13 protein-coding genes are annotated in these 14,551 nt (G+C 32.1%); all 13 read right to left on the reverse strand.

Translation table 11 applies throughout. The features are described 5' to 3' along the window. The coding region (locus G558_RS0101770; protein ID WP_028828636.1) for a helix-turn-helix domain-containing protein at positions 1 to 486 on the reverse strand (486 nt) is incomplete at its 3' end. Between the two features lie 97 nt (positions 487 to 583). Further along, positions 584 to 967 (reverse strand): hypothetical protein, encoded by a 384-nt coding sequence (locus G558_RS0101775; protein WP_156888490.1) that lies wholly within the window; start codon positions 965 to 967, stop codon positions 584 to 586. Between the two features lie 1,516 nt (positions 968 to 2,483). After that, positions 2,484 to 3,314 carry a DUF262 domain-containing protein gene (locus G558_RS12040; RefSeq protein ID WP_051188397.1) on the reverse strand — a complete coding sequence of 277 codons (831 nt, stop codon included), beginning with the start codon at positions 3,312 to 3,314 and terminating at the stop codon, positions 2,484 to 2,486. Positions 3,315 to 3,328: 14 nt separating this feature from the next. Further along, on the reverse strand, positions 3,329 to 4,261 hold the full coding sequence (galU, locus tag G558_RS0101785; RefSeq protein ID WP_036931382.1) for a UTP--glucose-1-phosphate uridylyltransferase GalU: 933 nt from the start codon (positions 4,259 to 4,261) through the stop codon (positions 3,329 to 3,331). A gap of 91 nt (positions 4,262 to 4,352) precedes the next feature. Beyond that, positions 4,353 to 5,519: a nucleotide sugar dehydrogenase gene (locus G558_RS0101790; RefSeq protein WP_028828639.1), complete on the reverse strand. Its 1,167-nt coding sequence runs from the start codon at positions 5,517 to 5,519 to the stop codon at positions 4,353 to 4,355. A 47-nt stretch (positions 5,520 to 5,566) separates the two neighbouring features. Then, complete coding sequence (locus G558_RS12045; RefSeq protein WP_051188398.1) at positions 5,567 to 6,967, reverse strand: lipopolysaccharide biosynthesis protein; 1,401 nt, start codon at positions 6,965 to 6,967, stop codon at positions 5,567 to 5,569. A 44-nt stretch (positions 6,968 to 7,011) separates the two neighbouring features. Beyond that, a complete protein-coding gene (locus G558_RS0101800) occupies positions 7,012 to 7,839 on the reverse strand; it encodes a 6-hydroxymethylpterin diphosphokinase MptE-like protein (RefSeq protein ID WP_036931383.1) in 828 nt (275 codons plus the stop codon). Between the two features lie 38 nt (positions 7,840 to 7,877). Continuing rightward, complete coding sequence (locus tag G558_RS12050) at positions 7,878 to 8,774, reverse strand: hypothetical protein (RefSeq protein ID WP_051188399.1); 897 nt, start codon at positions 8,772 to 8,774, stop codon at positions 7,878 to 7,880. Further along, complete coding sequence (locus tag G558_RS0101810) at positions 8,767 to 9,984, reverse strand: O-antigen ligase family protein (protein WP_028828641.1); 1,218 nt, start codon at positions 9,982 to 9,984, stop codon at positions 8,767 to 8,769. The genes G558_RS12050 and G558_RS0101810 overlap by 8 nt, the downstream gene beginning before the upstream one ends. 25 nt (positions 9,985 to 10,009) lie before the next feature. After that, the gene (locus tag G558_RS0101815; RefSeq protein ID WP_028828642.1) at positions 10,010 to 11,167 is read right to left on the reverse strand and encodes a glycosyltransferase family 4 protein; all 1,158 of its coding nucleotides are present in this window, start codon (positions 11,165 to 11,167) and stop codon (positions 10,010 to 10,012) included. A 23-nt stretch (positions 11,168 to 11,190) separates the two neighbouring features. Continuing rightward, entirely contained in the window at positions 11,191 to 12,216 is a 1,026-nt protein-coding gene (locus tag G558_RS0101820) for a sugar kinase (RefSeq protein ID WP_330363768.1), read from the reverse strand. Then, positions 12,213 to 13,805 (reverse strand): aldolase catalytic domain-containing protein, encoded by a 1,593-nt coding sequence (locus G558_RS0101825; protein WP_028828644.1) that lies wholly within the window; start codon positions 13,803 to 13,805, stop codon positions 12,213 to 12,215. Before G558_RS0101825 ends, G558_RS0101820 begins: the two co-directional genes overlap by 4 nt. Further along, positions 13,798 to 14,544 carry a 3-deoxy-manno-octulosonate cytidylyltransferase gene (kdsB, locus tag G558_RS0101830; protein ID WP_028828645.1) on the reverse strand — a complete coding sequence of 249 codons (747 nt, stop codon included), beginning with the start codon at positions 14,542 to 14,544 and terminating at the stop codon, positions 13,798 to 13,800. The genes G558_RS0101825 and kdsB overlap by 8 nt, the downstream gene beginning before the upstream one ends. Positions 14,545 to 14,551 lie beyond the last annotated feature (7 nt).

Here is a 14,551-nt window from a genome sequence, read left to right on the forward strand (position 1 = left end):
GTCTATATTCTTAGACTTTGCAAATTTGACCATATTCAGTTTTGGCAACTTTATATAGTTGTCTTTTACATCTATATTTCCATTAACCATTTTTGTAGTGTATGATTGTAATGGATTTTTCTTGGATTTGAATTTTGGGTGCTTATTTTGTTTTTTATAGTACCTCGAATACCCATCGGCAAGGGTTTCAATACTTGCCTGAAGTGCTATACTGTCCACTTCTTTCAAAAATTCATAGTGTTTTTTTAGTTCAGGAAGGTCTTTGATTGAATCATATTTATTGAAGAATTTACTTTTATATTTATTAAATAGAAGTTGACCGCTTTGGTACATTTCTTCCGCGAGATACCAAAGATCCTCTTCATTTTTTTGCTGTGAAAGTGAGAAATTAAACACAAATCGGCTACAACCTATAGTTTTGTTGATTAGAACAACCTGTTCTTGTGTAGGATATATTCTAAATTTGTATGCTTTGTGTTTCAACATTTTCTTCACCTCACCTCAATGTTAATATATTAATATTATACCCCTATTATCTATACTTGTAACACTTGCAACCATTCATCTCCCGCCTTCATTCTCGCTAAAGCGAGCAAGGAGACTTAGAGGCGGGGTTATTCTCGGCACTACTGATAAAATCTATATTTACTATTCCATCTTTGTTATTTTGTCTATAATATTTATCACTGCTCCAAAAATAATCTTTAATATTCCTGCACATATTTGCACTCACTGGATTCTGGTGAACATACCTCAGTAACGAAAGCAAGTATTTGTCATCTACTACAAGTATACCTTTATATCTATTTTCAAAAACATGTCCTGTACGCTTATTTTTTCGATTATATTCTCTGCTAAACTGATTATTAATCCTGTGCATTATATCCTTGAGGGGAACGATTCCTAACCTGATTACCAAATGATAAATCCCACCAGGATATTCCAATCTAGGTTTTCTACTCAACAAAAACACCTCCTGATTTCATATTATCAGAAGGCGTGAATTTTAGCAATATTCCAAAAATATATTTTTTAAATATTCTTTTAGAGTAGGTTAGTGACCGGCACCGACACTGAATTCCATAAACAAGAGCATTAACCAAAGCTGGTTTTGGTCTACAGACTTATGGGTATAAATTATAATGAAAGATATTCAGTTAATAAACTGGCACTGAATTAATGCGCAAAGGTCATTTTCATGTACACTCATGGCTCCAACATAAAAATATTTATTATGTCTTGGAGCTACCTTGTAGAATGTGGATCTTTAGAAATTAATGATATAAAAGGGGGTACGAATTATGGGTTCAATTTTTTATATAGTTGGCGCGATCGTTGTTATTGGCTTTATACTAAAGGTTCTAGGAATATTATAAAAAGAAAACAATTTATTGGAAAATGACAATATTAATGAATGAGAATGCCCGCAGAACGGTCGAATGATAGCTCTGTGGGTTTTTTTATTTATCGTAAGATTCCTTCTCGATTCTCCATCTAAAGTTATTTGGATAAATATACGAGTTCATCAGGTGAATACATCTTAAGCTTATCCATCAGATTCTCTCTGTGCTTATGTTTATGATATTCTAAATATGGTTCTTTCCAAAGTTAATATAAGTTATTGACAGGCACCGGCATTTTATTGCACCATGATCTTACCGTTTTCGCGGAAGGTCTTCACGATTGGAAACCACTGAGAAAGTCTGTATTCGCAAGTAGTGTTGCTTAAACTCATTGCATAATCCTCCTAAAGTTTTTAGAGTTAACTTTAAAAACTTTAAAAAATCGCAAATTAGAGTTTTTAAAGCTTGATCAAATTCAATAAGAATATCATCTCATATCCGGAAGATTATTTTAAAGTACGTATAATTCACCGTATACATACAAAGAAATGGGTTATCAAGATTTAATCAGCTGCAAAAAAATAAGAGATACCTGGTTTAATATGCCAGGATCTCTGTTGTAAAAAAAAACAACATCTAACTATTCGTAAAACGCACATTTTTGGAATAGTTGGTTGTAAATACATGTTTTCAAATTGCATCCGTTTTTCATGAAACCAATGGAATTTATTTAATAAAAGCGGACATTTAATATTGTAATTTTTCACTTCTTCAGTAAGTTAATAAGTTAGTGATAAGTTAGTGACAGGCACCGACATTATTATCAATCCTATTACTAGTTTGTTGAGTAGCATTGAAAATAAAAAAGAAATTTCTTAGATTCAGGAAAGTATCATAATAAACTGTATCAGGAATAATATTTCTGCAATATAGTACACGTATTGCGGCAAGCATTGACCTAACTTGCTGATTTCTTTTAATATTAAAATATTCTATAGTTGGGTCAGTAGAATTGGTATCTGTAATTGATGAGTATGCTTCAGAATACTCAAATAAATCTTCCAGGAACTCTGCTAGTTCCTCTATAGCTACTTCCTCTTTAATGAGTTTATACACTGAATTAGCATTTTCTGCATTCTTCTATATGTAGCATTTCGTAAAATGGTTAATCAAATTATCAATATCACTTAAATGACTATTGTTTTCAATTATTTTAGTCCATTTTTCTTTCGCTTCATCTATAAAATCCTCTTGTCTAGGTTGGATATATTTCATTATGTGATTTTTTAACAATTCTATCTGCTTCAATTTTTGGCCTCGAGCATTTAAAACTTCAAAAATATTGTATATTTCTTCTTCTTGATCAGATATAATCTCGACAACATTAATTTCAAGTAAACGATTCAGAAACGTGTCCAAAGTACTAAAATCATAGGATTCAAACTCATCTGAAAAATACTTAAACAGATTATACATTTTATTGCTTCTGCTCAATGATTTTCCTTTTCTTGATGCATCAATAACCTCTTTGATATCATTATCTAACTCAGGATTATCAATCATTATAATTTGCTCAGAGTCTGCCGATAATGACACTATAAATGTACTGTATATATATTCTGCTCTTTTCTTTGAAACTTCAGAATCAATATTCTTGAATTGCTTATATAAGGCCAAAAGCATCAAATAAACTGTTGTAATCCTTTGCTGCCCATCAATAATTTCATAGTCAACAATGCCTTCAATTTTTTCGCTCTTTTTCTTTGCTGAGAAGCTATTTAAAACAATTGTACCTAAGAAGTGAGACCATTTCATTTTATCTTTTGCTTGCATTGTGAATTTAACATCAGTTAGTAATTCGTGCCAGTTTGATTCTTTCCAAACATATTCCCTTTGATATCTTGGTATGACATATCTACATGGTCGTTGATATAAATCTGCAATCTTTCTGTTTTCAGTATTGAATGCCACAATCTCACCTTCCTTTAATATAACAATAGATTCTTTTGTTCTACTTTCCCTGCAGCAACCTCAGCCAAAGATCCAACTTCCTTCTCAACAATTCCCAATAAGTACTGTAAGAAATCATCCCTCAAATCACTTCTTCTAAGAGCTGTCTCCACAGTTGCTTCTAGGAATCCTTGTTTGTTACCTACATCGTATCTTTTGCCGATGAAGTCATAAGCGTACATATCTTCTTTAAGTGCCAGCTCTTTCAGTGCATCCGTCAGCTGAATCTCTCCACCTTTACCAGGCTTCGTTTTCGCTAAAATATCAAAGATACCTGGATTGATGATGTATCTTCCCAGAATTGCAACATTAGATGGTGCTTCATCTACCGCAGGTTTCTCAACTAGGCCCTTCACGGTGTAAACTCTATCCGATACACGCTCTCCATCAACTATCCCATATTTACACACATCTTCATCTTTAACGGTTTGAACACCTAACACGGATGTCTGGTATTCATCATAAACATCAATCATCTGCTTAAGACATGGCGTGTCCTCATTATATACAACATCATCACCAAGCATAACTGCAAATGGTTCGTTGCCTACAAAGGTCTTTGCACAGTAAATAGCATGTCCTAACCCCTTGGCTTCCTTCTGTCTAATATAATGGATATCGACAAAATCTGTAATGTCTCTAACCACCTTCAATAGTTCTTCATTGGCTTTTTTCTCAAGTTCTAGTTCCAATTCAACATTTCTATCGAAATGGTCCTCGATTGCTCTCTTGCTCTTGCCTGTAATTATCAGAATCTCTTCAATTCCACTATCAATTGCTTCTTGTATAATATATTGAATTGTAGGTGTATCTACAATTGGTAACATTTCCTTTGGCATAGCTTTTGTAGCTGGTAAGAATCTCGTTCCAAGGCCAGCTGCTGGTATGACTGCTTTGCGTACTTTCATCAGTATCAATCCTCCCCGTTTTTCAAATCTAGACTTAGTTTGATAGCCCTTCTATGTTGAAACAGCCCTAAACGATGTTAGGGCTTGTCCATTAATCTCTACTAAATAAGTCTCTAGTGTAGACCTTGTCCACAACATCTCTAATCTCATCGGACAATCTGTTTGCTACAATGACATCAGAGATTTTCTTAAACTCATCAAAGTCCTTGATTACTCTTGAATGGTAGAATTCATCTTCATGAAGTGCAGGTTCAAACACCACAACCTCAATACCCTTGGCCTTGATACGTTTCATGACACCTTGGATAGCAGACTGACGGAAGTTATCTGAATCAGTTTTCATAGTCAGTCTATAGATACCGACAATTTTTGGTTGTCTTTTAATAATCATATCAGCTATATGGTCTTTTCTTGTGCGGTTAGCATCAACTATTGCAGACATCACGTTTTGGGGCACGTCTGAGTAGTTTGCTAATAACTGCTTTGTATCCTTTGGTAAGCAGTATCCACCGTAGCCAAATGATGGGTTATTATAGTGACTACCTATACGAGGATCTAATCCAACGCCTTCAATAATTTGTTGTGAATTAAGACCTCTCACCTCAGCATATGAATCTAGCTCATTAAAGTACGCTACTCTTAAAGCAAGGTAAGTATTGGCAAATAACTTAATAGCTTCTGCTTCTGTTGACTCAGTATAAAGAATATCAATATCCTCTTTAATGGCGCCTTGTGCTAGAAGCTCAGCAAATATCTTAGCTCTTTTAGACTGCTCTCCTACAACAATTCTTGATGGATAAAGATTATCATAAAGTGCTTTTCCTTCCCTCAAAAACTCTGGTGAAAATATAATGTTATCTGTTTCAAATTTCTCTTTTATTGATTCAGTATATCCAACCGGCACTGTAGATTTAATAATCATCACCGCTTCTGGATTAATTGAAAGTACATTTGCTATAACTGCTTCTACTGTCCTCGTATTAAAATAGTTCTTTTCTGGATCGTAATTTGTTGGTGTAGAAATGATGACATATTCAGCATCTTTGAATGCTTCAAAGTTATCAGTTGTTGCAGTTAAATTAAGGTCCTTAGTAGCTAAATACTCTTCAATTTCAGGATCTGCTATCGGTGACTTTTTGTTATTAATCATGTCAACTTTTTCTTTGATGATATCTAGTGCGATTACCTCGTTATGTTGCGCTAAAAGTATGGCATTGGACAGACCAACATAGCCTGTTCCAGCGATAGTTATTTTCATTGATTCTTACCCCCTTGTTTATTCTATTGATATTGATATATAAATTTCTAGTCAAACTTCCTTCTAATAATAATTGTGTTAATTTCTTCTTTGTACTTTAGTAACACTATCGTTACTGAAGAGATCATAATAAACCATCTAATGATAATATTATTGATGAGAATGTAATAAAATACACTTCCAACAAGGAGAATCAATATTGGTTTCATAACTAAACCGAGTGGAAATAACTTAGGTTCAAGTTTTCGTGAATATTTATAGTGCAATCCAAAAGAAATAGTGTATGAAAATAAAGTTGTAACAGCCGCTGCAAAATATCCATATTCAGGTATAAAGATATAATTCAAAATTAAATTAACAAACGCAGCTACAATTGTGTTCAAAGCAATTCTTCTAGTTTTTAGGTGATAATGCTCTATGTTAACAAATAACGTGTATATGAATATTATATAACTTGAAATAACAACGAATGGTACTATTGTTTTCCCTTCCCAAAATTCGCTCGGCGCAAGAACTTTCAGCACTTCCGGGGCTACAAAAAGGATTGAAAACGTTGATAGAGTCATAATGTTTATTATGATTTTAACTTTATTATTGATAGTTTCGTGTAGATCAGACTTTAATTTTTCAATAAACCAAGGCACCCATACACCATCAAGAGATAAGGAAATTACCATTGATATCATACTGAAATTGTATATTAGACTATATATTCCCGTTTGCGAAGAACTCGCAAGTGATGTAATCATTATTCTGTCTGACTGGCTTAAGACATTTAAAGCTAAGCCATGTGCAATTATTGGCACAGAAACCTTCAAGGCAAATAGCCAATACTCCTTAACTTTAATCACCTTACTCTTCATGAAGATTCTAATTACTATTAGAATCGCAAATATCAATAATACCATAAAACTTGGAATAATTTTCCCAAGATACTTATTTTCATCTAATAAAAAATAGATTACACATACTGAGATAATTGTAGTGATTAAATTTGGCAATATTAATAGAAGTGTTCTCAGTTTATAGTTAAATTTCATCATCAAATACATACTATAGTTACCAATCATTGCAGAAGCAAAACCTTGCATTAAACAGATTATTGCAAGTATAATATTAACCTGACTATTTAATAATGTCATAATAGTAACAATCAATGTTGACAATGTTAAAGCGTATAAAATACTAAAGAATGTAATTGATGACATAAAGTCATCAATATCTTCTTCATACTTTGTGAAAGCCGCTCGTATGCCATTTGTAAAAGTCATACCTAAAACTATAGATGCAATTGCAACAATAGATGAGTAAGTATTTATAATGCCATAATCCGCGGAACTCAATATTCTAGTATATATCGGTATAGTTAAAAAAGCGACGCCCTTATTGAATAAATTCCCAAACAAGTATAAGGAACCCGCTTTTATTATATTATCTTTTTTTCTCAAATTGGTTCCCCTTTTCGAATTTTATGATTCTACTGGATCTCTAATTAAATTATCACATCAAAACTTACCCTCTTAAAAACCTCAAGTGATCCACCTCGAGTTGCATTCATTATTTTAATACCATTTTTGTCGGCATATTTTTTTGCTGCTTCATATCCAACAGTCATTCTATCTCCTGCAGTTTTATATCTTGAATCATAATGGCCCGATTCAACAAAGTGCTGCTTGCTCATATCATTTGAATAATTATTATCACACCCTAATAGATATATTTCATTAAATCCTAGATATATAGCTAGTTGAATCATTGAAAAGGTCACACTAAAACCATCATAAACGACATCTTTACAATCATTGCTAAATTTCACAAAATACCTATTTCTGAATCTATATTCGAAAGCATTATAATACTTATTTAAAGGATATTTAGTCCATTCTTTGTTAACATTAAATTTTTTTGCAATATTATCTGAGACAAAAACTCTAGACAACCCTAATTCTTTCAGTTTGCTTTCCACCTTAGAGTATACACCTTCATCTTGAATACCGTAATATGTGGGCCTCCACTCGGTATTATCTAAAGCAAGACATATTGAATTCATGCTTATTGTATATTCATCTTTCAATTTTTCTAAATCAGATATCGTTAAACTTGGACCTGTGCAAATGATGAAACACCTTTCTCCTTTATGTTTATTCTTGAAATTTTCTAATTGCCTATATTCGTTACTTGATATGTTATACTTTCTAAGAAAAGCCTTTAACCTAAATATTATGTTAAAAAAATAATACTTAAATCTATAACCATTTATAAATAATTTGTATAGTTGATCATTACTCTTTATCAATTTTTTAATTCCTTTTATATTCATTTCAATCTCTCCTGAACTTTAAACTAAATAGATATTATTTATTCTTGACTCCATTTCATTGCAACTTCTGGATATCTATCTAAAACTGCTCTAATTTGTTTATCATTTAAATTCTGACCTACATTGACTTTTGTCAATGACACATCTCTGAATGCTATAATATCAACGTAAGTAATCGAGTTGCTATTAACTTTAACTGTTCTAACATTATTAATTGTAGCCATTGCTTTTAACCAAATATCATCAGCTAAAGGGCATAGTTCTTTTATCTGATTTTTGTCAAACAAATTTTCATTAAGTAAGTTAGGAGGATAAAGCACTCCTTGACAACCAATTGGCATAATATTGTGAGATGGTCCAATTACTCCATCTGATCCAGATTTCCATTCAGAGTACTTATTAATTTTTCCATCTTTAAAAGTTATTGCATGGGCTAAGTTGCAGCATACAGACTCTGGGTATTTTTTATGTGTCTCCAATAAATTTTCTAGTAATGACTCCGGATAAAAGGTATCATCATCCACAGTTACAATGATTTTTTCAGGATGGTGTAGCATCGAATAATAATATTTTTTATGAGAGCGTAGATCATCACAAAATTTTATTTCTAAACCATATTTCTGAAGTGCTAATAATCTTTTGGGCAACTCATCTCTCGATTCAAATTGAGATTCAGCCAGCCATAATATGATTTTTTGCGGTCTAACAGTTTGTCGCATAAGCGATTCTATTGTTAACCACACTTTATTTATTCTAGCAGGAAATGTCGTTAACGATATTATTACGTTTTCATTTTTGCAATTATACTCTCTATTCGAGTATTTTGAATGTAGGGGATAATAGATATTAAGAATTAATTTTACAATTCTGTAAATTATTAAATATCCTTTCTTTCCTTTCATTGAATACAACTTACTATAAATGAAATCAATCACTTCTCTTGCCTCCTTTTTTTGACAGTTTTACAAGCGCAAAAACTAATCCAAGTAGTATCCATATTGATTTTCTTTGCTCATTTGTAGAGGAAATCGACGAAAATATTGGAAATATTGATAAAATTGCGAAAGTAAAGTAGTTATAATTACATTTTTCGAAAAACAAATTCCTATACTTGAAAAGAATAAATAGTGAATAGACAATGATAAATAAGAACCCAGCAGTCCAAATAAAACCATAATCGGAAAAAATAAAAAGAATCATATTATGAGGTGCGGTAAAACTAACGTTGTAACTTGTCCCTAACCCAGCACCATGTAGAAAATTATCTACTCCTGTATTAATTAACGAGCCATAAAGATTATCTCTAGCGCTATAATACATTTGCGAACTGTCTATTTTAAGAAATTCATCAATTATATCATAAACATTGACCTCTAAAACTATTATAAAAATGGAAATAATACCTAATATAATGGGAATAGAGATTAATAATGAACGCATCTTAGAAGAGATTATATCCTTCATAAAGAATAAGAACAATACGATTAATGTCGATATCATTGCCAGTCTCGAACCAGTATTAGCTATTACAAAAAAAGTAGCTATTAATATTAAACTACCTTTTAGTATTTTTCTTTTTTGAAATAATGACATTATTACAAACGAGCCTCCAAAGATTAGAAATTGAGACAAGTCATTTGGATTTGTGAATGCAACCCCTGGATACCTTAATCCAAAATCAGTAATTCTATAAATAAATAACTCGTTGTTAAAAAAGAGATAATTGCCAGTGGCCATTTCATAACCCGCCATTCCAAGAATGAATATCACAAAATATTTAATTCCCTTAGTGAAAACAATTACTTCATCTTTATTAAGTGAGGCTATATAAAGCATAGTAATTATACCAGTTATCAGTGAAGTTAATATTCTAATACCTTCTATATGATTAGAACTCCAGAGAAGAGAAGCTATAGAATAGAATATAAAAAAAATAAAATAAAACACTATATAGTTAATCCCTGCATAACTCTTCTTCAAAAATCTCTTCAGTACCAATACAAAAAGAATCACTGAATACACATTACTTAAACCTATAGATGATATCTTTATAAATGCACCAAAAAAACTAGCAAATGGTATCATCATAATTATGAATAATTCAAATCTGCTTAAGCTATCCTCTTTTCTTGTTTTTATATCCATACAATTCCCTTCTTAGCAATTCTATTTATTTTAATGATTCTTTTGAAATATTGTAATAAGAAAACTTCTCACGCCCAAAACTTGATGCTACTTCTTTCATTTTATCCAAAGCATTTTTATTCTCAAATAAATAATTGATTTTATTTCTAATCTCTTCAACATTTTCATCATACAAAAACTCACAATTCCCTCCAATATCTATGTGAGTTGTGCCCTCCCAGTATTTTACGATCATAGGTTTTCCGAGTCCAGCCACTAATTCCCAATATACCGAGTGTCTCCCTGGAAAAACCACTAAATCTGCTGAAGCAAAAAGCTCATAACTTTGTTTCTCATTAGCCCAACCTATATACTGAATTTTTTCGCCATCACTCAATTGAGTAACTTTATCTTTTAATTCATCAACAATTGATCCAAAAACAAGTAATTTTACTTTCGGATTTTTGATTTCTTTAATAGCTTGCATTAGCAGAATAGTCTGCTTTTTTGCCAAATCTATCTTCCCGCCTGTAACAATCAAAAAATCGTCTTCTTCAATACTGAACCTATTCCGTATTTTAATATTTACCTTGTCATCCAATGCTTCACTAACTTTTTCATCGTCGGCTCCCATAACCAATAGTTCGATTTTTTCTGTAGGCAACCTATAAACACTATTCAAGAAATCTACCCTTGCTGGTAGAACTCCATAAAATTTGCGTGTGTAAGGTTCTATGCTTTTTGCACAAAATCTCCATATTACTCCATGAAGCACATTATTTGAAATCCAATTTGAAGCACTGTTAGAGAAATCTGTATGGCTATCAATATACAATTTTGTTATAGGATTCTTCTTAATATACTTTATGATTTTAAAAATATCCAAAAATTGAATATTGTGTAGAAATAAAATATCTGGTGATTCTTCTGATATTGTATGATAAACTCCTTGATATCTTTTAAACCTAAATGATTGTTTGTGATTGTTCTTTATTGCTAATCTTAACATCTTACATCCGTTGACATCATAATACTCACTGCGATTATCTATTCTAAGTCCACCCTTATCATCTCTAACCCATTGAGAAGTTATGATTGTGACTTCATGACCTAACCTTTTATGATATTTAGTTAATAAGTTTTCCTGATACGCCCATCCATCAGTAACACCAATACCAGCTAAACACACATGAACAATTTTCATATTTATAACTCCTCAACTTAATTTTATCTTTTTACTCTTCCAGAACTATCCCCATCAACAAGAGCTTTTACATCATTTACAGAAACTCTGTTAAAATCCCCTTCTTGAGTATGTTTTAAGCAACTGGCAGCTACTGCAAATTCAACTGCGTCCTGGGCTGTAGCTTTATTAAGTAATGAATATATAATCCCTGCTGCAAAACTATCTCCACTACCAACTCTATCTACTATATCAATCATATATTCTTTTGAAAGAGCATATTTATCTTCATTTGATGAATACAACATTCCAGCCCATTTATTTGATGATGCTGATAAGCTTGTTCTGAGTGTAATAGCCACATACTTACATCCAAATTGATTGCTGATTTTCTTTGCAACTTCTTCGTAGCTTTTATGATCCACACTACCACTTAGAACATCTGTGTTGTTTGCTCTTATTCCAAATACATTGTCAGCATCCTCTTCATTACCGATACAGACATCTACATAGTTCATTAATCCGCTCATTGTTTCTTTTGCTTGATCTTTTGTCCATAACTTGCTTCTGTAGTTTAGGTCACAACTTATTGTGATGCCTTTATCCTTAGCAGCCTTGCATGCTTCTAAAGATATATTTGACATGCTTTCACTTAATGCAGGGTTTATACCTGAAAAGTGAAACCACTCTACATCATCAAATATCTGGTCCCAATCAAAATCTTTAGCAATTGAGTTAGCTATTGCTGAAGAAGCTCTATCATAAAGAACCTTTGAGGGTCTTTGACTAGCACCTTTTTCTAAATAGTATAGTCCTAAACGCTCTCCACCCTTAATCACTTTTGTAGTATCTACGCCAAAGTATCTCAGTGAATTAATTGTAGCTTGTCCCACTTCATTATCTGGAACTTTTGTTACAAAGCAAGAATCAATCCCATAATTCGCAAGCGACACAGCTACATTAGCTTCTGCACCACAAAATGAAGTCTCAAATATATCATTTTGAAAAAGTTTTTTATGTCCTTGTGGAGCTAATCTTAATAGTATTTCACCAAAAGTAATTACTTTCATTGAGATTCTCCTAACCTAACAAATCTCGGTGTTGTAATAAACTCAATATCAATCACTTCTGCAAATCGATTTAACATCTTCTCCATACCTGTATTCATTGCATCCATGACGGTAGCATTTTTAATAAACGCCATATCTTTTTTAGCAAAGTTATCATAAATGTCATGTGAATAACCATCTAATCCAGCAAGCTTAATTTTGTTTACTCCAATATCTATTAGAAGTTTAATTAGCATCATACCGGCATTGTCCTCAACAGCTTCTACATCATTCAGTAAATCTGAGTAATTAACTACAATCCCTTCAACATTACCATTCTTAATATTCGATGTTTTTATTAGCTTTAAATCATCATTATTCTTGAGGTCCTCATAACGCCTTAGATTACTAACAAAAACATAATTACATTCAAACTTCTCTGGCTTAAAGTTGATAGCAATAGTATGATGATTTTCGTCAGATATCACATCAGAAATTTTTTCTTTTTCTTCGTTAATACTACTTCCGGGTGCAATAATGACAACAGTTTTATTCTTAATTTGGGATGCAAGCTGTTTTTTAGCCTTATCATCAGCAATTGCTCTATTCTGATATTGCACATAAAGCTTTTCAATATAATCCTTATCAAAATTGTTTCTCTTAGACTCTTCAAGCCCTTCAAGAATTTCGTTAATGTTCTCAACCGTTAAAGTGCTTTTGTCATCTAAATAAGAAGCATAGTTAGGATGACAGTTATTCATAGCAGATACATAGTGAGGTAATGAGTATCCCCAGAAGTTGCTCGCGTAAATAGAACTTAAAACCTGATCAATTATCTTCAACAGCGGCTTAATTTTATACTTGCTGCCATTTAATTCGTTAAGATATTCGATAAATAACTCTGTATTCAAATTCCCAGCACCACGTCCCATGCCAAATACACTTGAGTCAATTATCAGTTTTCTTTTCGTTTTAAGATCAACTAAGGCCTGCGCATTTGAGTATGCCATTTGAATATTGTTATGAGAATGGTAACCAACGAAAATATCATTAAAGAGATTATGATCAACTAAATAGTATAATCTCATCAGGTCTTTTCTTTTCATCACTCCAAAACTATCTACAATATAAAATGCATAAGGGTTTAACTCATTTGACCTATTTATTAAGTTAATAAACTCTTCATCGGTATATGATACTGATACCATTGGTTGCATGAATAGCTTGTAGCCTTTGCTAATTATTGTTTCGCACATCTTTAATGCTTCATCTAGATCTTTTTTATGAAAGGCAACTCTTATACCATCTATTGAGGTACCATCATATTGAGGTAAGTTCTCAACATCATATTCCCCATAATTAATCATACACACAGTCATGCTATCTTTTCTATGGATCGGAAGATATTGTGCAATTCTCTCAATACTATCAAACAATGATGAGTCTTGATTTCGCTCATTTTTTTCTGTTAAGAATCCACATTCGACTATATCAACTTTTGAGTCTATAAGACTGCTAATTATCTTTTTTATATTTTTTTCGCCAAACTGCCATTGGTTAATATATCCGCCATCGCGCAATGTGCAGTCAAGCACATTTATTTTATTCATTTATATTCCCTCTTTTCGTTTCTTTCATTATTTTTCTTACCTTTTCCAAATCATTTGGAGTATCGACTGCTACGGTATCTGAATCGACTTCTATAAATTGAACTTTATAGCCACTTTCTATAAATCTTAATATTTCAATATCTTCAATACTTTCAACTTTTCCTCTTGGACTATTACAATAAAACTCTAGTGCCTCAGGCTTAAAACCATAAACACAAACTTGCTTATAGTAAGAGTAATCAATACTTCCTTTAGGATAAGGCGCAGCACTTCTTGTCAAATAAATTCCAATTCCATCCTTATTCGTTATTACTTTTGGAACTGTAAAATTCACTACATCAACAGGATCCTTTATGATAGTCATTAGATTGGACACCTGAAGTTCTTTATTACCATAAAATGGCTTGATTGCTTCAATGATTGTCTCCGGTTCAATCATTGGCTCGTCACCTTGGATATTTACATATAAGTCAGCTTCAATTTTTCTAGCGACTTCACCTATACGATCTGTACCTGTTTTATGTTCATCAGATGTCATTATTACGTTGACACCAAGTTCTTCACAGGCAATTTTAATTCTTTCATCTTCGGTGGCTACATAAACAGCTTCAAATTCTTTAACTTTAATGGCTTGTTGATAAACCCACCAAATCATTGGTTTTCCACAGATGTCCGCTAATGGTTTCCCTTCAAATCTACTTGATTTATAACGTGCTGGTATTACTCCAATAATTTTCATATGGCTA

The organism is Proteocatella sphenisci DSM 23131, from assembly GCF_000423525.1.
In the GTDB taxonomy this organism is placed as follows: Bacteria; Bacillota; Clostridia; order Peptostreptococcales; family Filifactoraceae; genus Proteocatella; species Proteocatella sphenisci.

Coding starts and splice junctions, on each gene's coding strand:
- G558_RS0101815 (WP_028828642.1), bottom strand. CDS start 11,167: ATGAAAATTGTTCATGTGTGTTTAGCTGGTATTGGTGTTACTGATGGA.
- galU (WP_036931382.1), bottom strand. CDS start 4,261: ATGAAAGTACGCAAAGCAGTCATACCAGCAGCTGGCCTTGGAACGAGA.
- G558_RS0101825 (WP_028828644.1), bottom strand. CDS start 13,805: ATGAATAAAATAAATGTGCTTGACTGCACATTGCGCGATGGCGGATAT.
- kdsB (WP_028828645.1), bottom strand. CDS start 14,544: ATGAAAATTATTGGAGTAATACCAGCACGTTATAAATCAAGTAGATTT.
- G558_RS0101810 (WP_028828641.1), bottom strand. CDS start 9,984: ATGGATATAAAAACAAGAAAAGAGGATAGCTTAAGCAGATTTGAATTA.
- G558_RS0101800 (WP_036931383.1), bottom strand. CDS start 7,839: ATGAATATAAAAGGAATTAAAAAATTGATAAAGAGTAATGATCAACTA.
- G558_RS0101790 (WP_028828639.1), bottom strand. CDS start 5,519: ATGAAAATAACTATCGCTGGAACAGGCTATGTTGGTCTGTCCAATGCC.
- G558_RS0101820 (WP_330363768.1), bottom strand. CDS start 12,216: ATGAAAGTAATTACTTTTGGTGAAATACTATTAAGATTAGCTCCACAA.